This window comes from Dorea sp. Marseille-P4042 (assembly GCF_900290215.1).
Classification (GTDB): Bacteria; Bacillota; Clostridia; order Lachnospirales; family Lachnospiraceae; genus Dorea; species Dorea formicigenerans.
Genome location: NZ_OLMI01000001.1, coordinates 950,093 through 971,301, shown reverse-complemented (window position 1 = coordinate 971,301; position 21,209 = coordinate 950,093). Strand labels below are relative to the sequence as shown.

20 protein-coding genes and 1 other annotated feature are annotated in these 21,209 nt (G+C 40.0%); of the genes, 14 read left to right on the top strand and 6 right to left on the bottom strand.

The features are described from left to right. Positions 1–56: 56 nt before the first annotated feature. From trkA to C7E02_RS04935, 3 genes are read left to right on the top strand one after another with little or no spacing between them, the layout of a single operon-like run. A complete protein-coding gene (gene trkA, locus C7E02_RS04945) occupies positions 57–1,415 on the top strand; it encodes a Trk system potassium transporter TrkA (RefSeq protein WP_105308947.1) in 1,359 nt (452 codons plus the stop codon). Between the two features lie 13 nt (positions 1,416–1,428). Then, positions 1,429–2,877 (top strand): TrkH family potassium uptake protein, encoded by a 1,449-nt coding sequence (locus C7E02_RS04940; protein ID WP_105308946.1) that lies wholly within the window; start codon positions 1,429–1,431, stop codon positions 2,875–2,877. A gap of 12 nt (positions 2,878–2,889) precedes the next feature. Next, positions 2,890–4,509, top strand: coding sequence for a hypothetical protein (locus tag C7E02_RS04935; RefSeq protein ID WP_022279845.1), 1,620 nt, complete (start codon positions 2,890–2,892; stop codon positions 4,507–4,509). Between the two features lie 35 nt (positions 4,510–4,544). On the opposite strand, the gene C7E02_RS04930 is transcribed toward C7E02_RS04935, so the two are convergent. After that, the gene (locus C7E02_RS04930; RefSeq protein ID WP_105308945.1) at positions 4,545–5,798 is read right to left on the bottom strand and encodes a CapA family protein; all 1,254 of its coding nucleotides are present in this window, start codon (positions 5,796–5,798) and stop codon (positions 4,545–4,547) included. Positions 5,799–5,896: 98 nt separating this feature from the next. Further along, complete coding sequence (locus tag C7E02_RS04925) at positions 5,897–6,319, bottom strand: hypothetical protein (RefSeq protein WP_105308944.1); 423 nt, start codon at positions 6,317–6,319, stop codon at positions 5,897–5,899. Positions 6,320–6,629: 310 nt separating this feature from the next. Here C7E02_RS04925 and C7E02_RS04920 point away from each other — a divergent pair, with 310 nt between their 5' ends. From C7E02_RS04920 to saoC, 3 genes are read left to right on the top strand one after another with little or no spacing between them, the layout of a single operon-like run. After that, the gene (locus C7E02_RS04920) at positions 6,630–8,753 is read left to right on the top strand and encodes a molybdopterin-containing oxidoreductase family protein (protein ID WP_105308943.1); all 2,124 of its coding nucleotides are present in this window, start codon (positions 6,630–6,632) and stop codon (positions 8,751–8,753) included. A gap of 2 nt (positions 8,754–8,755) precedes the next feature. Further along, positions 8,756–9,184 carry a 4Fe-4S dicluster domain-containing protein gene (locus tag C7E02_RS04915; protein WP_105308942.1) on the top strand — a complete coding sequence of 143 codons (429 nt, stop codon included), beginning with the start codon at positions 8,756–8,758 and terminating at the stop codon, positions 9,182–9,184. Between the two features lie 32 nt (positions 9,185–9,216). After that, positions 9,217–9,759, top strand: coding sequence for a Cys-Cys-COOH (seleno)protein SaoC (gene saoC / locus C7E02_RS04910; protein ID WP_105308941.1), 543 nt, complete (start codon positions 9,217–9,219; stop codon positions 9,757–9,759). On the opposite strand, the gene C7E02_RS04905 is transcribed toward saoC, so the two are convergent. Next, positions 9,756–10,451: a response regulator transcription factor gene (locus C7E02_RS04905; RefSeq protein ID WP_105308940.1), complete on the bottom strand. Its 696-nt coding sequence runs from the start codon at positions 10,449–10,451 to the stop codon at positions 9,756–9,758. The two genes, saoC and C7E02_RS04905, sit on opposite strands and share 4 nt — an antisense overlap. A gap of 114 nt (positions 10,452–10,565) precedes the next feature. On the opposite strand from C7E02_RS04905, the gene C7E02_RS04900 reads away from it, so the two are divergent. Continuing rightward, positions 10,566–12,200, top strand: coding sequence for a sensor histidine kinase (locus C7E02_RS04900; RefSeq protein ID WP_105308939.1), 1,635 nt, complete (start codon positions 10,566–10,568; stop codon positions 12,198–12,200). A gap of 145 nt (positions 12,201–12,345) precedes the next feature. Here C7E02_RS04900 and saoX read toward each other — a convergent pair whose 3' ends face one another. Continuing rightward, positions 12,346–13,626, bottom strand: a complete 1,281-nt coding sequence (saoX, locus tag C7E02_RS04895) for an ABC transporter substrate-binding subunit SaoX (RefSeq protein ID WP_105308938.1) — start codon at positions 13,624–13,626, stop codon at positions 12,346–12,348. A gap of 242 nt (positions 13,627–13,868) precedes the next feature. Between saoX and C7E02_RS04890 the strand changes: the two genes are divergently transcribed. Next, the gene (locus tag C7E02_RS04890) at positions 13,869–14,777 is read left to right on the top strand and encodes a selenium metabolism-associated LysR family transcriptional regulator (RefSeq protein WP_105309016.1); all 909 of its coding nucleotides are present in this window, start codon (positions 13,869–13,871) and stop codon (positions 14,775–14,777) included. Positions 14,778–15,012: 235 nt separating this feature from the next. Here C7E02_RS04890 and saoP read toward each other — a convergent pair whose 3' ends face one another. Beyond that, entirely contained in the window at positions 15,013–15,810 is a 798-nt protein-coding gene (gene saoP, locus C7E02_RS04880; protein WP_242978756.1) for an ABC transporter permease subunit SaoP, read from the bottom strand. Positions 15,811–16,065: 255 nt separating this feature from the next. On the opposite strand from saoP, the gene saoT reads away from it, so the two are divergent. From saoT to saoD, 6 genes are all read left to right on the top strand, one after another. After that, positions 16,066–16,323 (top strand): thioredoxin-like (seleno)protein SaoT, encoded by a 258-nt coding sequence (saoT, locus tag C7E02_RS04875; protein ID WP_278336540.1) that lies wholly within the window; start codon positions 16,066–16,068, stop codon positions 16,321–16,323. Continuing rightward, the gene (saoE, locus tag C7E02_RS04870; protein WP_105308936.1) at positions 16,317–17,459 is read left to right on the top strand and encodes an efflux transporter SaoE; all 1,143 of its coding nucleotides are present in this window, start codon (positions 16,317–16,319) and stop codon (positions 17,457–17,459) included. The genes saoT and saoE overlap by 7 nt, the downstream gene beginning before the upstream one ends. A 13-nt stretch (positions 17,460–17,472) precedes the next feature. Further along, entirely contained in the window at positions 17,473–18,261 is a 789-nt protein-coding gene (gene saoB / locus C7E02_RS04865) for an ABC transporter substrate-binding (seleno)protein SaoB (RefSeq protein ID WP_105308935.1), read from the top strand. Positions 18,262–18,279: 18 nt separating this feature from the next. Further along, complete coding sequence (gene saoA / locus C7E02_RS04860; protein ID WP_105308934.1) at positions 18,280–19,137, top strand: ABC transporter ATP-binding protein SaoA; 858 nt, start codon at positions 18,280–18,282, stop codon at positions 19,135–19,137. A gap of 141 nt (positions 19,138–19,278) precedes the next feature. Further along, the gene (saoL, locus tag C7E02_RS04855) at positions 19,279–19,962 is read left to right on the top strand and encodes a MerB-like organometallic lyase SaoL (protein ID WP_242978745.1); all 684 of its coding nucleotides are present in this window, start codon (positions 19,279–19,281) and stop codon (positions 19,960–19,962) included. 29 nt (positions 19,963–19,991) lie between these two features. Next, a complete protein-coding gene (gene saoD / locus C7E02_RS04850) occupies positions 19,992–20,324 on the top strand; it encodes a DsrE-related protein SaoD (protein ID WP_005334052.1) in 333 nt (110 codons plus the stop codon). Here saoD and C7E02_RS04845 read toward each other — a convergent pair whose 3' ends face one another. Further along, a complete protein-coding gene (locus C7E02_RS04845; RefSeq protein ID WP_242978744.1) occupies positions 20,325–20,630 on the bottom strand; it encodes a DUF3343 domain-containing protein in 306 nt (101 codons plus the stop codon). A gap of 310 nt (positions 20,631–20,940) precedes the next feature. After that, positions 20,941–21,178: a binding site (T-box leader), on the top strand. The last annotated feature ends 31 nt before the right edge of the window (positions 21,179–21,209 follow it).

Genomic DNA, 21,209 nt, shown 5'->3' with positions numbered 1-21,209 from the left:
AGTAATTTTCAGGCATTCAGTGAAAATATAAAGAAGAATATAACGAGGGATAAGAAATGAAAATAGTGATTATCGGCGATGGAAAGGTAGGTCATAAGCTGACAACACAGTTGTCAGAAGAAGATTATGACATTACCCTGATTGACCAAAATGCCGGGAAGCTGAAAGCAGCTTTGAACAATCTGGACATTTTCTGTATTAATGGAAATGGTGCGGATGCAGAAGTTTTAAAACAGGCGGATGTGCCGCATGCAGACATTGTGATTGCATGTACATCTACAGATGAGATGAATATGATCAGTTGTCTTCTGGCAAAGCGACTTGGTGCCAAGCATACCATTGCAAGGGTGAGAAATCCTCTTTATTATCGCCAGATGGAATTGTTGAAGGAAGACCTGCATCTTAGTATGGCGGTCAATCCAGAGCTGGCAGCAGCTAATGAGATATCAAGAATGTTGCTTTTCCCAGAGGCGAATAAAGTCGAATCATTCATGAAAGGAAGAGTGGAACTGGTAGAGTTCCCGATTTCTGAGATAAGCCCGATCGTGGGATTATCACTGGCAGAGATCAACAAGAAATATGAATTCCAGATTCTTGTATGCGCCATCAAGCGTGGTGAGCAGGTCTATATTCCGGATGGTAATTTTGTAATTGAAAAGGGAGACCGTATGCATGTGGTCGCATCACATCAGAATCTGAAATCGTTCTTCCGTGCACTTGGACATAAGGAAGAGAAAGTGAAGAAGGTTATAATCTGTGGCGGCGGTCATGTATGTTTTTATCTTGCAGTTCAGTTGCAGCAGGCTGGCATGCAGGTGAAGATCATCGAGCAGAATCAGGCAAGATGTGAGGAATTGTGTGAATTACTTCCGAAGGCAACGATTATTCATGGAGATGCGACGGATCAGGAGCTTTTGATTGAAGAGGGTCTTGAGAATGCCAATGCCATTGTTGCTCTGACCGGCATGGATGAAGAGAATATTATGATGGCACTTTTTGCAAAGACAAGAGGGATCAAGAAGATTGTCGCGAAAGTCAATGCAGATACAAGAGCACAGATGGTAGAGAGCCTTGGAATTGAGAGTACGGTTTCTGCCAAGAGCGCGACAGCAGATGCGATCCTTGCTTACGTTAAGGCAAGAATGAATTCTTACAGCAGTGCCAATATTGAGACGATGTATCGCCTGCTGAATGGTAAGATTGTAGCACAGGAATACATCATTAAAAAAGAATGTGATTTTACCAATATTCCGTTAAAAGATCTGCCTACTAAGCCGAATAACCTGATTGCATGTATCGGACGCCACAGAAAAATTATCATTCCGAATGGTGACGATCATCTGGAAGCCGGTGACAGTGTCATTGTGATCGCGAAAGAGCACACGATCAATGATTTCAAGGATATACTTGCGTAGGGAGTCATAAGATATGAATGGAAAAATGGTACGTTATATCCTTGGCAGAATGCTGGGGGTGGAAGCATTGCTCTTGCTTCTTCCGGCATTTGTAGGAATATTATATGGGGAAGAAAAAGAAGCCCTGTCATTTGTGATACCGGCAGTGATTCTGACATGCATTTTTGTAATAGCCGGAAGAAAGAGACCGGAGGGACAGGTGATTTATGGAAAGGAAGGGATGGTTGTTGTTGCCAGTGCCTGGATCACATGGTCCTTATTCGGAGCACTTCCATTTACATTGTCTGGAAGTATTCCGAATTTTGCAGATGCATTTTTTGAGACGGTATCTGGATTTACAACAACTGGATCTTCCGTTTTAAGAGACGTAGAAGCATTACCACAGTGCATGCTGTTCTGGCGAAGTTTCACTCACTGGATCGGAGGTATGGGAGTGCTTGTCTTTGTTCTGATGTTGACGAATCTGGACAAGAAGAATTCCATGTATCTGATGCGTGCAGAAGTTCCGGGACCAGAGAAAGATAAGCTTGTTCCAAAGACTAAAACGACAGCAAGAATTCTGTATGGAATTTATTTTGGACTGACACTGATCCTGGTCATTTTTCTTATGTTTGGAGGAATGAATCTGTTTGACAGTCTGATCCATGCGTTTGGCTCTGCAGGAACCGGAGGATTTTCCAATTATGCAGACAGTGTAGGACATTTTGACAGTGCATATATTGACTACGTTATTTCAATTTTTATGATTCTGTTTGGAATCAACTTTAACCTGTATTATTTTATGCTCCTGGGAGACTTTAAAGCATTCTGGAAAAATGAAGAACTTCGAGTGTATCTTGGAATTATTGCGACAGCAACAATTCTGATCACTTTGAATACAAATCAGATGTATGGCAGTATCATGAAAGCATTCCGGTACGCCTTGTTCCAGGTATCAACGATCATTACGACAACGGGTTATGCGACGACAGATTTCAATCTTTGGCCGACATTCTCCCAGTGTATTGTAGTGTTGCTGATGATCATTGGAGCCTGTGCATCTTCCACCGGAGGCGGGATTAAAGTGTCACGTCTCATGATTGTATTCAAAGGAGTAAAACGAGAAATCAAGCAGCTTGTGCATCCGAAATCTGTGAATCTGATCCGGATCAATAGAAAGAAGATCAGCGATGAGACTTTACGAGGGGTCTATGTATATCTGATGGCATATGCACTGCTGGCAATTGTATCTGTGTTGATCATTTCTTTGGATAATCAGGACTTTACTACGACATTTACATCTGTAATGGCAACACTTAATAATATCGGACCGGGACTTTCGGCAGTCGGACCGACTGGAAATTTTGCAGATTTTTCAATCTTGTCAAAGATTGTATTCTGTATAGATATGCTTGCAGGACGTCTGGAAATCTTCCCGTTCCTTACTTTCCTTACTATGTTTGCATGGAAGAGAAAGTTTTAAAAGGAGAAAGTTATGAAAACAAAGACAAAAGGTTTAATAGCCCTGATTGTGGTAATCGTTGCAGCAATTTATTATTATGTGACTATACCGGCAATCAACATTCACTCTACAGATACGTGGGGAGCAGTATTATTTCTAATCGTAATAGCTTTAATTGTGAAACTCTTTTTTTATGGATTCAGAAATCCTGCGAAAATTCGTATCAGCGATTTGAAAGAGAGCAAAATACTCCGGGCAGGCGTGATACTTTTGCTTGTGCTTGGTGCAGTTTATTTCATTGGAAGTATTTTATCTTCCCCGATTGTTAATGCGAAGAAATATCAGAAGCTGATGAAGATAGAGCAGGGAAATTTTACAGAAGATGTAGAAGAGCTTTCCTTTGATAAGATTCCGCTTCTGGACAGAGATACTGCCGCACTTTTGGGAGACCGTAAGATGGGAAGTATGGTAGATATGGTTTCACAGTTTGAGGCAGATGACATCTATTCCCAGATTAATTATAAGGATAATCCGGTGCGTGTAACGCCACTTCGATATGCCAGTATTATTAAGTGGTTTACGAACCGTTCAGAAGGAATACCGGCATATATTCGTATTAATATGGCAAATCAGAATACAGAGCTTGTAAAGCTGGATAAAGGCATGAAATATGTGAACAGTGAGTACTTTAACCGGAACATTTACCGGCATCTGCGATTTGCACATCCGACATACATTTACGGGGATTTGAGCTTTGAAATTGATGATGATGGTGTGCCATACTGGATCGCGCCGGTGAAAAAATATAACATCGGTCTGTTTGGCGGTGAGACGATCGGTAAAGTTGTGATCTGTAATGCTATTACTGGTGAAACAACGACTTATAAGACAACAGATGTTCCGGAGTGGGTAGACAGAGTCTATTCTGCAGATCTTCTTGTCAATCTGTTTGACTATTATGGAACACTGAAACATGGATTTTTCAACAGTGTGCTGAGCCAGAAAGATTGCCTGAAGACAACAGATGGTTACAATTATCTTGCACTGGACGATGACGTATGGATGTACACAGGCGTGACTTCGGTCAACGGAGATCAGTCTAATGTTGGATTTGTATTATCCAATCAGAGAACAATGGAAACAAAGTATTATGAATGTGAGGGAGCAACAGAAGCTTCCGCTATGTCTTCAGCAGAAGGGCAGGTGCAGAATCTGAAGTATACCGCAACATTTCCACTGCTTCTTAATATATCCGGAGAGCCGACTTATTTTATCGCATTAAAGGATGATGCGGGACTGGTTAAGAAATATGCCATGGTAAACGTGCAGAAATATCAGATCGTTGCTATCGGAGACAGTGTGAGTCAGTGTGAGGACAATTATCTGAATCTGCTCTTAAGCAATGGTGTGAAAGAAGAAGCGAAGGACGGCAGAGAGATTGAGACAATCACCGGAGAGATTACAAAGATTGCACAGGCGGTCATTGATGGAACTTCTCATTATTATCTGATGATTGATGGTTCAGAGGATATTTTCGATGTGTCTGTAGTTGATTACATTGATGTAGTCCGGTGTGAAGCAGGACAGACTGTGACGATGGAATATAAGAAAGGCGAGAAGGCAGATACAGTTGTAAGCCTTAAAATTAAGTAACATTTGTGAATAAAATGAAAAATACAGCGGAAGGCTTAGAGCCCTTCGCTGTATTTTTCTATCTTTTGTCTGACGCGTTCTGCTTCATCACCTTCAAGAGGTGTCGGACAGTAATCGTTTTTATTACTGGAAGAAGACAGAGAACAAGGAATGATGTTAATGTTATCGTCATCGGCAACTTTACCGTCTGTGTCGATGGTAAAAGTCTGTTGGAAGATCATCGTATCCTTATCAGAAGGATTTTTATTTCCCCCAAAACAGAAGTTTCCCAGACTGTAGGCAATATATTTTCCATTATACTTTTCAATGCCTTCCAGTACATGTGGGTGATGACCAATGACAAGGTCGGCTCCTTCATCGATGGCCAGATGTGCAAGTTTTTTCTGGGTAGCATTTGGTGTGTATTCTTTTTCAATTCCCCAGTGGAAATTAACGATAATAATCTGTGCCCCTGCATCTTTTAATGCCTGGATATTTTCTTTGACTTGCGTTGCTTTCTGCTCATGCTCGGCAAGTTCATAGATACCGGTAAGTCCGACTTTGATACCTTTTACATCCACCACAATGACATTTTCATAGCCAAATGTAGCAATGCCTGCGTTTGACAGATTTTCGATGGTATCTTCCTGGCTTTTTGTGCCGTAGTCTTTGCTGTGGTTGTTTGCAATATTGGCGGCTTCCACGGAACTTCCGGTTAAAATGTCAGTATATTTGGCAGGCCCTTTAAATGCAAAGGTTTTATCAGCCCGGCTCGTCTCTTCGGTCAGTGTTCCTTCAAAGTTTACAACAGACAAATCATCAGCTTCTAAGATAGAACGGACATTTTTAAAGAAATAGTCTGCGCCATATTCGTTGTAGTAAGCATTAAAGCTGGTGGACTGATCAAAACTTTCATCAGTTCCAAGTGTGCAGTCCCCCATAGAACTTATAGTGATGGTGGTAGGTCCCTTTGAGGAGCTGCCTTTTTTCCCCTTGTCAGAGTTAGTATCTGTGTTAATGACAAGTTCTTGCGTTTTTACAGCAGAAGTGTCAATTTTTTTTTTGGAAGAGGAAGTGTCCTTACTTTTGGCTGTCTGCTTCGGGGAAGTCTTAACGGCTTCTTTTGTGTCAGTATGTTTATGCAACAGATGACGGATGCCATATATTGTGCTAAATAGAATCAGACAGGCTGTACATAACATGCCTCCAAGCAGCATGGCGCGTTTTCTTTTTCTGCGTCTGAGGCGTCTGCGCCTGGCTTCCATCTGGCGTCTTTTTGATGCTTTGATTCCGGAATTGTTATTGCTCATAGTATTTTGTTACCTTTTCATTTGTTGTAGAAAATATGCATAAAAACAGACAGTCCATCTTAAGATAGACTGTCCGCTTGTTTCATTATTTGATCCATTTAATTTAAAAGAGTGCAGCCATCCAAATTAATGTTCTTTAATTCTGCTTTTTCTGCGCTGATACTTACATAAAAATTGATACCGCATTCCTCGGAGAGTTTTTTCAGACGGTCAATAAATCCTGGAATATTTTCAATGGAAATATCTGCGTGCTTTAAAATACCATCGATAAAAATGCACTCAATATCGTGGTTGGAGCTATACATTCCATATAAGAAACCAATGTACTCATCGGTATTCGTAATAGATGGAAAATCATCCATACAAATTGTACGGATATCAAATGCAACACTTGCGGTATCGCGATGCGTCTTTTTGATAAAAACGACATTACCTTTACATTCTTTCGCCTGCTTATTAGCCTGCTCGATCATTTGTTGTGTTTTTCCGCTGCCTTTAGGGCCAGTTAATAAATTTACCATGGCAAACTCTCCTTTATGTATAATATTATACCGGCATATCCAGTATCGAATAGTTGATGTTTATATTATACACTAAAGTACAGACAGTAACAACCTGAAAAAAGAAGTTTTTAGACGATTCCATGAGAATTTTTGAATAATCTTAGAATAATCATGACAGTTAAAGATAGCATAGGAAAAATGTAAAACTGCCAGAGATATATGGTTTTTATATAGATATATAGATAAATCCAATTTGACGAAGCGCTTATAAGCGTAGGATAATATAAAGATAGAAAGATGGGGGGATTTATAACTATTGGAGAAATTTATGGAAAAAATAACAAGAGAAGAGCTATTAAAAGCGAAGATTCCGGGAGAAGAGACGGGAATTCAAGTGAAGACAGGATTCTGTGGATTTTGTGGTGGAGACTGCCTTTTAGATTTTTATATAAAAGACGGAAAAATCATAAAAACAGAAGGCAATTGTACACTTCCGGGAGCAAATGGACGTGTGTGTGTGAAAGGTGCTGCGATAAAACAGGCACTTTACAATCCAGAACGGATCCTATATCCGATGAAACGCGTCGGAAAACGTGGAGAAGGAAAGTTTGAACGAATTAGCTGGAAAGAAGCACTTGATACGATTGCAGAAAAGATGCAGTCAGTAAAAGAGACTTATGGTCCGGAACAGACGATGGTCTATGTAGGACATCCGAAGTGGTTCAGACCACAGATAACAGAATTTGTAAATAAATATGGAACACCAAATTATGGAACCGAGTCCAGTACATGTGCTTATGCACTTATGATGGCCAATCAATGCAATTTTGGACAAAATATTATGCTGATGCCACCAGATTTTGGACGGTGCCGGACTCTGGTCGTATGGGGCGTGAATCCTTTATACAGTAATTCTGTCAAAGGCGGTGCCGGATTTTTACATGCAGTTGACCGGGGTGCGAAAGTGATTGTTGTTGATCCAAAGTGTACACCGACTACAGAATATGCACAGTTACATCTTCGTCCGATTCCAGGAACAGATGGCGCACTGGCACTGGGCATGGCAAGAGTGATCATCACAGAAAATCTGCATGATTGTGAATATATTAAAAAGTATACTTATGGATATGAAGAATATAAAGACTATGTTATGGATTTTACTCCTGAAAAAGTTGAAGAGATTACAGGAGTTCCGAAAAGCAATATGATAAGGGCTGCCAGAATGATTGCAGCAGAGGGACCGACTTCCATTATGTTATCGGCATCACCAGTCGTACATAATATAAATGGTGTGCAAAATGGACGGGCGATCGGACTATTGATGGCGCTTACTGGTAATTTTGGGATTCCGGGAGGTTTTGCAGGTCCGGGATCTGCAAGAGCTATGCTGAAAGATTCTTTCATGGGTACAAAAAAAGATCGTGAGCATCCGGAAAAAGGAGTGAATTATGGAGAGTTTCCAGCGTGGGACAAATTAACTTCCAGAGAGCTGCAGGTAGAACATATTGCAGATTTTCTCCTCGGAAATGGCAAATATCCAATCCGTAATCTCATTTCCTTTGGAATGAACCATCATATGTGGCCAAGACCGGACCGGATCGAAGAGGGAATGAAACAGGTGGAATTTTTCTCCTGTGCAGATTTATATATGAATGATACATGTAAATATGCAGATATCCTGCTTCCGGCTGCTGTTACACAGGAACGGGAGCAGGTTGAACTGCTGGGACCACAGATGGTCTATTATCAGCCAAAAGTTGTAAAGAACCAGGGAGAAACAAAGAATGATATGGAAATTCTTTTAGAGCTTGCAAAGCGGCTTGGATTTACACTTGGCAATCCAACGTATCGTACTTATGAAGAATATCTGGAAGATCGGTTAAGCCCGACAGGACTTACATTGGACGAGTTAAAAGAACATGGTATGATGCCGGCAAAACATATTATGCCAGCCCGGACAACAGAGGATATTATGAAGGTCCAGACGCCTACCGGAAAGATTGAGTTCGTATCTACGATCCTTAATGTCTGTAAGAAAGAGTGGCATGAAGGAGTTCCGGCATATCATGATTTCCGGGAAACATTGCCGATGAAAGAGTATCCGCTTATATTAAGTACCGGAAGCAGAAAGCCGCAGTTATTTCATTCCAGAACCTATCGGCTGCCATGGCTGGTAAATCTGGAGGATTGCCCGATTGTAGAATTACATCCGGAAGATGCCGAAAACTACAGCGTGAAGACAGGAGAGATGGTCACACTTGAGACTCCGGTCGGACAGATGGATATGGAGGCAGTGGTGAATTCTTCTTGCCTCCAAGGTGCTGTAAATGTATATCATGGTGCCGGGAATTACGACATTAATCTTTTGATCGATGACCAGTACATTGATCCGATATCAGGATTTCCGGGATTCAAATCTTATTGTTGCAGAATTGTGAAAAAGGGGGCATAATAATGAGCAGAGTAGAATGTGATAAAGCACGGTGTTCCGGGTGTCTGGCCTGTATAGTTGCCTGCCTGGACCAACATTATGATGAGGCTTATGGATACGCAGTTCCAGCGAGAATATATGAGATGAAAAAAAGCGGGGACAGTGATCTCGAAATATATGTGACAAGGAGCTGTCTGCATTGTGAAGAGGCAGCCTGTTTAAAAGTCTGTCGTTATGGAGCTCTAAAAAGAGACGAAAGAGGTTTTGTAATACCTGTCAGAGAGAATTGTAAAGGGTGTAAGATGTGTCTGAAAGCCTGTCCTTATGATGTGCCAAGATTTGATTCTGAACATAAAATTGTCAAATGTGACGGTTGTTCTGTGAGGGTAGCAATGGGACTGGAACCTGCGTGTGTAAGGGCTTGTAACACAGGGGCGTTAAAGCTTGTATAATAGATGAAGGGAATAATATAAAAGGTAGAGAGATGAGTATAATAAAGAAATTAGAAGACAGCATTTGGACAAAAGTGATTCTTGCGGTAGTTGTAGTAGTCATTGCATTTGCAGCCAGATCCATCCTTGAGAACAAGCATGAGGAGAGCAAGATTGACAAGCAGACAGCAGGAAAGACAATACGTGAGACGAGTTATGCAGAGACAGTTCCGGAAGATGATCCTATCCTGAATGTGTTTAAAAATGCTTATCCGACAGCAGAAGTATTACTTGCCTGCAGAGAAGATGTGACAGATGATGGGCTGGATGATCTTGTTGTAATCTGTAAAATGGAAGAAGGTAACCGGACAATTGTTGTAACAGATAAGGGAGATAGTACGAATTATGATTTTTCAGATCCGATACCTGCACCGGTAGAGAATCAGAAAATTCAGTTTAAGAATATTGATAAAGAAGGAGAAATCGAGATTATTATTACTGGAGAAAAAAAAGGAGCCGTAGGTTATGCCATCTATCGTATGATAGACGGCCAACCGGTGGATCTTTTTGGAGAGGGAATGGAGGATTGCTGCTAAATGCAGAACTTGTAACCTTTTCCCCAGACAGTACAGATATGAGTTGGATGAGAAGGATCATCTTCCAGCTTATCCCTTAGCTTTTTGATGTATACGAGGATGGTACTGTCGTCGCAATTATCACTTCTCCAGACCTTGGAGAACAGCTCCTGTTTGGAAAAGATGTACTCTGGATTTTCAATAAAGAGATAGAGAAGGGAGAATTCCTTAGAAGTAAGGGATATCTCCTTTCCGTTTTTCAGTACAGTCTGAGAATCCATCCGTAGTGCGAAAGAACCTTTTTTTACTTCGGTAATCACCTCATCGGAGCTTGAAACATACTGATTCGTGCGCCGAACCATGGCACGGATCTTAGACACCAGTACAGTTTTGCTGAACGGTTTTGTAATGTAATCATCGGCACCAAGTTCCAGACCTTTGACCTGAGCCGAGTCCTCACCACGTCCACTTAAGAGGATGACCGGAGTATAGTTCTGACTGCTGCGGATCACCTTTAAAATGGAAAACCCGTCCTGATCCGGCATAATGATATCCAGTAAGATTAAGTCAAAGGTATTGGCTTTCAGGATATCAAGTGCAAGTGTGCCGTTATCTGCACAGGTGACAGCAATATGTTCCTGCTTAAGGGTCATACTGACTGCTTTTAAAATGGAAGGTTCATCATCTATAATAAGAACCGAGATATCGGGCATTTTGTAAATACCTGCCTTTCTGTTATTGTAATTATGAAAAAACATATTAACATAAAGCTATTATATCTATGAAAAAATTTAAAGTCAACTATAAGGAAATGAGAAGAAGAAATAATGAATAAGAAAAGAAAAGAATTGATTATTTCAGTGACCGGAGTGTTGCTTTTGCTGTTAAGCGCAGTATTCTGTTATCAAACTGTACGAGATGCAATCATTAATAATGAAAAAGAAAGTATTCAGAATATTGCAGAAGTCAGTTCGCATAGCTTAAAAGCGACTCTTCAAGGGAAAAGTAACCTCGTATATGCTGCATTATCTGGGGATATGGCAAACGAAGAGAGTATAGAAGCAAGTTTATTGAAGATTGGAGAAAAGGGAAAATATATCCGTCTGGATCAAGTCAGTCAATTGCAAGACTGGGAAGCAGATTCCTGCGAGGAGGCAGGAAAAAATCCAGGACACGTTATTGCAGGACCAATAAGGAAAACATATAGCGGAGGATATGTACTTTATCTGACAAAAGCAGTCTATATGAACCGCAGCATTGCGGGTTATGTTCAGATTGAACTGAATCTGGATGAGATTTATGAAGGAGAACAGGATCTTTCCAATCTAAATGTGGGGAATCAGGGATACTGTATTGTAAAAGATATTGATGGTACAACAGTCATGGCAGATGCAAGAAATGAAAAAGAAGAAATTTCATTTTCAAGTAAAGATGTATCCGGCTGTGAAGTTGTATGGTCTTATGAAGTAGAAGGCGGCTCGCCAAAGAAGACTCAGAAACTTGTGGCATACAATACCGTTGATTTCAATGGGGTTCAATTCGTACTTTGCGTGGTGGAAGATTACAGGGATATTACTGCACCGATTGTGAAGATTGCTCTTTATTTATCATTATTTGGTGTGCTGATTTTGATCTGGGTTGGATTTTTCGGATATCGGATTTTAAAGCAGCAAAAAGAAGAAGAGAAGCTGAAGATAGCGCTGGCACATGAAAAAGAACTCAATGAGGCAAATGAAGCAATGAAGAATCAGGAAAGTCTGATGCAGAAATATAATCATTCGAAAACGATGACATTTCTAACAGGAGCGCTGGCACATGAGTTTAATAATCTTATGACTCCGATTGTGCTATATAGTGAACTATTATCAGATAATGACACGGTCATGCAAGAGATGCCGGAAGAGGTCTATGAATTAAACATGTCAGCAAAAAGATGCGAAGAACTGGCAAAACAGCTTTTGGATTACAGTAGGCAAGGAAGAGCAGAGAGAGTATTATCAGAGTATAATGCCACATTTGCCGTGGAGAGCAGTATTAGTATTGTAAGCAGGCTGATTCCGGAGAATATTAAATTAGAGACATCTGTATGCAGTACATCTTATTATATAAAAGGTCAGGTGGGAGCGCTGAATCAGATTATACTGAATCTGGTAACGAATGCTATCCATGCGATCGGAGATAAAAAAGGACGCATAAAACTTCAGTTTGGATTAAGTGTAGATGATGACCAGATGGTAAGGCTTGTGGTAGAAGATAATGGCTGTGGTATTCCAAAAGACCTTCGAAAGCATGTGTTTGAACCGTTTTTTACAACGAAAAAAGATGGAAAAGGAACCGGAATTGGTCTGACTGTAGTGAAACGTATGGTAGAAGAACACGGGGGCTGGATACAGGTGCAGAGTGAAGAGGAAAAAGGAACAACGTTTATTATGAATTTTCCAAGAGTAGACGATTTTGAATAATAGTTTATCTCAGTCGAGAAGACTCCCACCTCTTTTTGGTGGTGAGTAATATCAAATTTGTCTCACGGACGTTCGACTTGAATACTTAAAAGGAGCAGCCACAATTGCGGCTGCTCTTTCGTAAATACTTGTTTAAAAGAATATTTTATTCATATGACTGACGATCTTTCAGGTCTTTATTTAAGTAAGATGTAGCTGTCTTGGAGATATCTACTGCTTCATCATCGGAGATATCATCAATCTTCTTAGCTTCGTTGTACCAGTCTTCGAATGTCATACCAAGCGGGAACTTGTCATCAACATTCTTCTTGATAAATTCATCAAAATCATCAACACCTGCATCTTTTGAAATATCTGTTGTCATGAATTTACTTACATCACTGACACGAGGAATCTCCTCTTCCGGAATCTGTGGATACTGTGTGTAGTAGTTCTCAAAATTTTCAATGTTCTTTTCAGAGAAGTGCCATGTGATTGTACGTCCCTCAGCAACTGTCTTCATGTAGATAGTACGAAGAGCTACGTAAGGATCAACGTCAAATCCATCTGCGAACATCATAGCTGCATTGTATGGATGTGTGTACATGTATTCGATAGCCATCTCATGAGCATATACAAGACGTCTTGCAAGCTCTGGGTGCTTCTCTTTGAAGTCATTGGACATAGCGTAGATACAACAAAGTCCCCATGTATCAGCAGTAGCATCGGAGTCAACATTAGCTGCGCCCCAGCCAATTCCTAAAATATGTCCAAAGCCTTCGAATTCAGCAATGGAAGCGTAAGGATCACAGCATGTGAAGGCATCAATCTGTCCGGCTTTCAGTGCGAACATAGCATCCTGAGATCCCATGTCTACGATGTTGTAACTGGAAGCATCAGCTGGGATTCCGAGCTTTTTGGACCATGTTAAAAATTCAGGATCAATTTCAGGTTCTGCAGTCATGGAAATCGTTTTGCCGACTAACTGAGAAGGTTCTGTAATATCATTACTTACTACAAGGTAACGTGATCCACCCATGTGGTTTGCAGCAGCCATTGAGAAAGGAGCTCCTTGGTTTACTGCACGGATCGCACCTTCAATTCCGGTGTATCCAACGTCCATAGCACCACTTGTAAGGGCTTTTAATGTCTCGCCAGATTTGGTTACATTTACATTCAGTCCTAAGGCTTTGTAGATTCCGGCCTTTTCTCCGATGATTGCTCCAACCATGTGGTCACAGTTGAAATATCCCATTTCGATGGTATAATTCTTATCCTCCTCAGATAATTCGCCAAAATCAAATTTTTTGGCAGCTTCTTCTGGATTATATCCTGTTGCTTCTACGTCTTTTGTAGCCTGATTGTCTTTACTACTATCGTGACATGCAGTTACGGTAGGGACAAGGAGTGCCATAACAAGAAGTATAGATACAATTCTTTTTTTCATAGTTCTTCCTCCAAATATTAATAATTGTTAATAAATATGTGATTATAATAGCAGATACAAAATAAAATAGAAAGGTATATAAATGAATATTAATAATTTTGATAAAGGAAATAGAATCTATAGGAAATATTAATAAAGTATAGACAAATTCAATAAAACTATGAGAACTATCAATTCGACATTTGGTACGAAGAGATTTAAAATATATATAAAGAATGGGGAAAAGAGGAAAAAGAAAAATAATGAGATTGGATTACATAAGAAGTTTTATTAATGTTGTCAACTGTAAGAGCTTTTCTGTTGCTGCAAAAAAAGCATTTGTCTCACAGCCGACAATCAGTACTCATATCAAGCAATTGGAAGCGGAATTGGGAGTCCAGCTTTTGGTTAGATCAACAAAAGATGTGATATTGTCAGAAGAGGGAGTTCTGTTTTATCCATATGCAGTCAGGCTTCTGGAGACGGAAAATGAGGCACTGGCACATTTGAATAAGACGGAAGCAAAAGTAAAAGGAACTGTAACGATTGCTGCTTCATCAGTTCCGGGGAATTATATTCTTCCGAGGATTATGAAACAGACCAGACTTAAATATCCTGAGATTGATTATCGTATGCTGGAAGGAGACAGCAGTCAGGTGATCCAGTCGGTCTTAAGATTTGAAGCAGATCTTGGAATAGGGAGTATCCGTACCAATCATGAGAAATGTATGTGTATGCCGCTTCTAAAAGATCAGATTGTACTTGCGACACCGAATACAGAAGAATATCGGAGTCTGAATGGGGTATTTCCGCTTGATAAGCTGAAGAAAGAGACATTTGTTATACGGGAATCAGGCAGTGGAACAAAGATTGCATATGAAAGTATTGAGAAAGCACTGAATCTGCATGCAAAGCCGTTGAAGATAGCCATGCAGGCAGAATCTTCCGATCTGGTCCGGAGAAGTGTAGAAGAAGGAATGGGAGTTGCATTTGTAAGTAGTCTGGCAATTCAGGATTCTCTGGCATTGGGGAAATTATTGAAGTTTGAATTCCCGAATGTGAATACAGAGAGACAGATTTATCTTTTGTATCATAAAGACCGGATTATGACCCTTCCTATTACAAGTACGATTAAGTCTATCAGGCAGCAATGTCAGAAGATTTCTGGTTAATACTTGAACAGTATTATTTCCTATAGAAATCCTGCTCCCCCTGCAGGGTTTACCATAATTAAGAATGTGCAAAAAAAGAAAGAAGCGTGTTTCAGTTGATAGAAATACGCTTCTTTCTTCCAATAACAAGTGTAAAAAACATTCAAGAATTCGATGCCTGTAGTTTATTCCACATTTGAAATTCTGGCATCAGATAGATAACAGGCAATCTGGTGTCCATGCCTTTTGATGTTACCTATTGAGCTCTCCATCTGAGAAGTACTTTCTCAGCAAGAACCATGATTGTATCGATCAGGAATCCGATAAGACCTGCGATGATCATGTAAGCGATGACCTTTTCAGTCTGCATCTTCCCCTGAGCTTCCACCATACAGTAGCCGAATCCGGCACTGGTCGCAATGAACTCCGCTCATATAACGGACATCCAGCCGAGTCCGATTGCAAGTCTCACACCAGTCATAACACCCGGAAGAGATCCCGGAAGGACGATGTCTTTTATGATGCTCAGTGTATTTGCCCCCATCGAACGAGCTGCGTTGTAAAAGTCTTTGCTGATATCCTGCACTCCTGAAATTGTATTCAGAATAATCGTAAATACACCACTGAATGCAATCAGGAAGATTGTAGGACCGTCTCCAATTCCGAACCATACAATTGCAAGAGGAACCCATGCCATGATCGGTACCTGTCTTAAAGAGTTCATAAATGGTGACAAAGTTCTTAAGATTTTAGGCGAGTATCCCATGATCATTCCAAGCGGAAGTCCGATGATAAATGCATAGAACGCACCGGTCAATACACGACGCATCGTAATTCCGAGATTACGAAGTACATACATATCTGATAAAGAATAGACAACTTCTTTTACTACATCTTCAAAATATGGAAAGAGAAAAGGCTTTGCTACAGCATGTGCGGCTAAAGTCCAAATTCCACAAATGATGATCAGAGCAATCAATGCAGCAAAATTGCGGTTTTTTCCTCCCATCTTTCGCCAGCGATTACGGTCACCATTGTTGGTAGCGGCCTGCATTCGGTTGACTTGTTGATTTACATCATCATTATTTTTATTATTCCCCAAAATCTATTGCCTCCTTTCTTTGTTTAGTTATTAACATTTGTTCATATATACGTTCGAATCATATCAAAAATCCAGAATATAAAGATATATTTATTAAAGAATAGAATATTATAATTTGTTAATATTTATATTTTAAATAAACAAACAATCAAATTAAATTTACATATATAATACCAATGTATACTTGGCAAAAATGGGAGGTAAGTTATGAAAAAGCCATCAATTGAGTACATTAGTGCCTGTGCTTGATGCGAAGTATTTGAAGGCTTGGTTCAAGCCTTGGAGAAGGAGTATGAAGGCAAAGTCCATGTAAAGGTTTACAAAGCGGGGAAAGACTTTGATTATATTCCGAAATACGGTGCAGTTACCAAAAGCATGGTTGTAATTAATGAAAAGAAAGCAGTCACAAAGCTGACGAAACCAGCGATACGAAAAGCATTTGAGGAGGCATTAAAGACATGTTAGCCGAATTTGGGGAATTTTTGGAGAAGATTATAGCATCTACATGGAATATGCTGAACAGTTCATCTCCTTGGATTATTTTTAGTTTTCTGGTTGCTGGATTATTACACGAATTTCTGAAACCGGAAAAGATTCAGAAGACAGCAATTGGATCTGGAAAGATCAGCGGCGTATTCTGGACAACTATATCAGGAATGTTTATTCCAATCTGCAGCTGTGGAACGATTCCGCTTGGAATCAGTATGTATTACAGCGGAGCCTATCTTGGACCAACGCTGGCATTTATGACTAGTACGCCAATGATTAATCCGATTGCATTACTTCTGGCTTATGGTCTTCTTGGAAAAGAGATTGCAACGATTTATCTGATTACAGGATTCGTAGCACCGATGGTTATCGGTATGATAGCCAATAAGTTTGCCGGAAATGAATTACATATTGGTCTGAGAAATAAGGAAATAAAACAGACCCAATTAGAGACTGATGAAGATAAGGAAGAAGACTCTGTAAGTACGGAACCGCTGATTCAGCTTGAATTTGAAGAGCCGGGCTTCTGGGACAAGATTAAATCCGGAATGCGTTGGTCATTTACGGAATTAAGTGTAACAATCTGTAAATATACCGTGTCTGGAATGCTGATCGCGGGGTTGATATTCAATGTTGTACCACAGTCATTTATTCAGGATTATCTTGGACAGACTGGATTTGTTTCGTTGTTTGGAATTACCGTCATCGCTGCACTTATGTATGTATGTGCAGTTGGACATATTCCGTTTATAGCAGCCCTTGTTGCCAGTGGAGCAGCACCTGGAGTTGCCATTACATTTTTAATGGCAGGTGCAGGAACGAATATTCCGGAACTTCTGACAATTAGCAGAATGATTGGGAAGCATGCTATGATCCTGTACTTTACAATGGTTGTCATAATTTCTAATGTGGTTGGATATTTGACGAACCGCCTTTTGATGCCGGGGTTTACACCAGTGTTGGATTATAACCAGACACAACACACAATTTCTTATGCAAATAAGATGATTATTGGTTTCCCGGACTGGGCACAGCATATCAGTAGTGTGATTCTGATCTGCTATGCAATATTTGCACTGTACAAATATATCAAAGGAAAGACTACAAAATAAGGCAGCGGCATAGATGAGGATTGATAAAGCGATAGGTATCATTGGCGGAATATTTATACTGGCAGGTATTGGTGCTATGCTGTTTCTTCCAGGAGAGAAGAAATGGGATAAAGATGCAGATATCCGTGTGGGATCCGGAGCGGATATATCCGGTGTGATCATGGAGGAGACATTACAGGAAATAAATGAAAAATATAAAGTTTCCACTTCCACGGAGAGTTCATCTTTTCAGGACTGTTGCAGCAATACTGCTCAGTGGGCGCTCAATGCCAAAGAAATTAATGTGGGATTTTATTGTCCACACATTGCAAAACATACCATTGAAAATAATGAAGATGTGGAAATCTACGGTCCGGTTCTCATGAATGGAGAGACTATTGTTTATAAAAAAGACTGGACAGATGTAAAAAATGTAGGAATTACGCAGGGCAGACAGCAGGAAAAAGCACTTGCAAAGGCTGCATACCCTCAGATTGAAGGATTTGATGAGATTACACAGAAAGGTATTCTGTATGCCATGGAAGATGAGCAGGTAGATGCAGCAATTCTGGATATTACAAAGGCGGCAGAAGTCAGCGATATTCCGACGATGCCTATTTCAGATAACGACTACATTTCTTATGTATTGCTCGTAGATAAGGAATTTGAACAGACGGAAGCATTTCGTAATTTTATAGAAAGCTATAATAAAGCAGTTGAAAAATTGAATGACCCGTGCTATCTGGCTAAAAAATTAAAAGTAAGTAAAGAATGGGTCGAAGAGAAACAGATCAAATTTTTGCCACTGGAAACAAAGAACTAGAGAAGGAGTCAAAGAAAAATGTCAATTTTAGTACAGGGAATATCAAAAAGCTTTAAAGGAAGAAGGAAAGGTGAGTCTGACAATCAGGTGTTAAAAGATGTTTCTTTTGAGATAGAAGAAGGACAGTTTGTATGTCTGTTGGGACCGTCTGGCTGTGGCAAGACAACAACACTTACAATTGTTGCAGGATTCCAGAAACCGACGGAAGGAATTATTGAAGTGAATGGGAATGTAGTTACAAAACCGGGACCGGATCGTGCATTTATGTTTCAGAATTATGCATTATTCCCATGGTTAAAAGTCGGTGAGAATATCGAATATCCGATGAAGAAGATGAAAGTGCCAAAAGAAGAGAGAAAGAAGAAGTTAAAAGAGCTTCTGGAGATGGCACAGCTTACAAAATATGAGAACTATTATATTCATGAGATTTCAGGAGGTATGAAACAGAGAGTTGCACTTCTTCGTGCCCTTGCATGTGATCCGAAGGTACTTCTCATGGACGAACCGCTTGGAGCGGTTGACTTCCAGATGCGTCAGCTTCTTCAGAGACAGCTTGAGGATATTCTTGGACAGAAAAAGACAACATCACTGATGGTAACCCATGATGTAGACGAGTCCGTATATTTAAGTGACCGTGTCATCGTAATGTCCAGAGACCATGGTAAAATCCTTGAGGATTTAAAGATTGATCTTCCAAGACCAAGAGACCGCACGAATCCACAGTATCACGCATATGTGGATCAATTAACAGAGATTCTGAAGTCTGCACTGAGCGGTGGTGTCTATACTCAGGAAGACAAAGATATTATGGAGTTTATCCAGGGAGTTGAGAGTGCGAAGAAGCCGGCAGGAGATACGGCAGGAGCGACAGCTTAAATAAATCATAAAGACATTAGCACTGACTTTTTAAAGAACATACAGAGATGAGCGCATGTGTGAAAAGAGTCGGATGTAAGATGAATGGTTATGTGAAAAAGATAATAAAAAATATTAATAAATAAGTAAGAAATTAGGGAAATGTTAGATAATAATATACAGAATAATACACAGAACGAGAATGAAAAGGTAGTTCAGAACGGAATACAGAATGTACATCAGAAATTTACTGCAAGACAGAATGAGTTAAGATTATATATCATTAATTTTACCATTGATAATAAACGTCCATATAATCTGGAGAGCGATAAAGAAGTTACACTTCAGGTACTTCAGATGGATGAGCAGGAATATGAAGAGATTATTCAGTGCCTGATTGATAAAGATGGAATGGTCGTTGATGAGGAAGAAAAAAATGTAAACTTTATTTATCCGGTATCATCACTGGAGACGAATCACCGTGTAACTTTGGCGGATGGCCGTGAATTTACAGCGATGTGTGCGATTGACGCTATGGGAGCAGCATTTACATTTCATCAGGACACAGAAGTGCATTCAGTATGTGCAATGTGTGAAGAACCAGTCTATGTAAAGATTGTAGATGGGAAGGTAGCAGATTATGCACCGAAGACTCTGCATGCCCTTACATTTCCATTAGGGGAACTTGTAAACTGGGCAGGATCATGCTGAAACGTTATGAATTTCTTCTGCAGTTCTGCAGAATTCGATGAGTATGTTACAGAAATGGAGCTGGATACGAATGATGTGATCAAGGCGGATATTGACCGGGCACTGATTGAGGCAAAAGCAACATTTGAAGTATAAAAATTTATATTCCAAGGAGGAAAAAAGACATGAAAGTAGCTTATTTATTTGAGTCAGAGCACGCGAGGGAGATTTTGGAGAATATGATCATTCCGCAGCTTGAGGAGGATCGTCACGGAGTAGAGGTTGCAGGAATGATGTTCTTCTTCGATAATGCATATATGCTTGTTGAGGGATCAGATATTGCTGCAAGACTTCAGGCATTAAGCGAGAAGACAGGAATGCTCCTTATGGCATGCGACAGATGCTGCTATCAGAGAGATATCGCTGACAAGCTGATCGCACCTGCAGGAATCGGATGCTTCCCGAATGTATATGCAGCACTGGCACCGGCTGGAGTTGATCAGGTAATTACACTGTAATTATTCGGAAAAGTCAAAAGAGGTAAGAGAAACAGGATCAATGGGATGATGACCGTTGATCCTTTTTGTATGCATTTTAAAAAGTTTTCCATTAAATGGGGAGGACTTACAGAACTTTATAATCGCCTCCAAATTATCGTCCAGGAAACGAAGCACGAAGCCACAGCCACTTTTAAATTCCTGAGGAAGCGGCATCAGTGCAGCACGAATGTCGTTTGTGTTTTCTTTCGCGCATTTGTCTGCGCACATAGCATCTGTAGTTGTATTGAAAGTCAGGATATAATAAAACTCTTTATGAGTAGTCATTGTCAAAAACCTCATTTTCATATGTAAAATTTCAAGAATGTCCCGGCACATCCATAATCCTTTTTAGCTGGAGTAAAGTTGTTGTTTGCTGTATCATGTACACACTGCCAAAGACTATATCTTAGTAAGAATTGTAGAACTTTCATCGCGAAAGGGCAAACCTTATTAGAAAATCCTATAAATAAAAAAGGGAAAAATTATAAAGAGTGATAAATGAAGGGATGATAAATGAAGATGGAAAATATGATTGAAAACTTCGGATTGAGTCTTGACTTATATTATCATTCTCCTTATAATAATGAAGAATATGAAAGAGACATGGAAGAGGAGTATTAAGAGCCTATCGTTTTCAGAGAGTTGCCGGCAGGTGCAAGGCAATGACGTAATCTCCCAACTCGCCTCGGAGTTCTTCTGCTGAACAGGTCAGACATTTATCGTAAGGACAACATAGGCAGGAGCGGGACTTCCCGTTACAGAAGCAATGAGTGCATATGAGAATTCATATGAAGAAGAGTGGTACCACGGAATCAAGCCTTTTCGTCTCTTTGGAGATGAGAAGGCTTTCATTTATTTTAGATG

Bases quoted from the DNA above. Each gene is read 5' to 3' on its own strand.
- saoA (WP_105308934.1), top strand. From the start codon at position 18,280: ATGTCAATTTTAGTACAGGGAATATCAAAAAGCTTTAAAGGAAGAAGG.
- C7E02_RS04920 (WP_105308943.1), top strand. From the start codon at position 6,630: ATGGAAAAAATAACAAGAGAAGAGCTATTAAAAGCGAAGATTCCGGGA.
- saoC (WP_105308941.1), top strand. From the start codon at position 9,217: ATGAGTATAATAAAGAAATTAGAAGACAGCATTTGGACAAAAGTGATT.
- C7E02_RS04915 (WP_105308942.1), top strand. From the start codon at position 8,756: ATGAGCAGAGTAGAATGTGATAAAGCACGGTGTTCCGGGTGTCTGGCC.
- saoB (WP_105308935.1), top strand. From the start codon at position 17,473: ATGAGGATTGATAAAGCGATAGGTATCATTGGCGGAATATTTATACTG.
- saoD (WP_005334052.1), top strand. From the start codon at position 19,992: ATGAAAGTAGCTTATTTATTTGAGTCAGAGCACGCGAGGGAGATTTTG.
- C7E02_RS04930 (WP_105308945.1), bottom strand. From the start codon at position 5,798: ATGAGCAATAACAATTCCGGAATCAAAGCATCAAAAAGACGCCAGATG.
- C7E02_RS04925 (WP_105308944.1), bottom strand. From the start codon at position 6,319: ATGGTAAATTTATTAACTGGCCCTAAAGGCAGCGGAAAAACACAACAA.
- C7E02_RS04845 (WP_242978744.1), bottom strand. From the start codon at position 20,630: ATGACTACTCATAAAGAGTTTTATTATATCCTGACTTTCAATACAACT.
- C7E02_RS04935 (WP_022279845.1), top strand. From the start codon at position 2,890: ATGAAAACAAAGACAAAAGGTTTAATAGCCCTGATTGTGGTAATCGTT.
- C7E02_RS04905 (WP_105308940.1), bottom strand. From the start codon at position 10,451: ATGCCCGATATCTCGGTTCTTATTATAGATGATGAACCTTCCATTTTA.
- C7E02_RS04890 (WP_105309016.1), top strand. From the start codon at position 13,869: ATGAGATTGGATTACATAAGAAGTTTTATTAATGTTGTCAACTGTAAG.
- trkA (WP_105308947.1), top strand. From the start codon at position 57: ATGAAAATAGTGATTATCGGCGATGGAAAGGTAGGTCATAAGCTGACA.
- C7E02_RS04900 (WP_105308939.1), top strand. From the start codon at position 10,566: ATGAATAAGAAAAGAAAAGAATTGATTATTTCAGTGACCGGAGTGTTG.
- saoX (WP_105308938.1), bottom strand. From the start codon at position 13,626: ATGAAAAAAAGAATTGTATCTATACTTCTTGTTATGGCACTCCTTGTC.
- C7E02_RS04940 (WP_105308946.1), top strand. From the start codon at position 1,429: ATGAATGGAAAAATGGTACGTTATATCCTTGGCAGAATGCTGGGGGTG.
- saoE (WP_105308936.1), top strand. From the start codon at position 16,317: ATGTTAGCCGAATTTGGGGAATTTTTGGAGAAGATTATAGCATCTACA.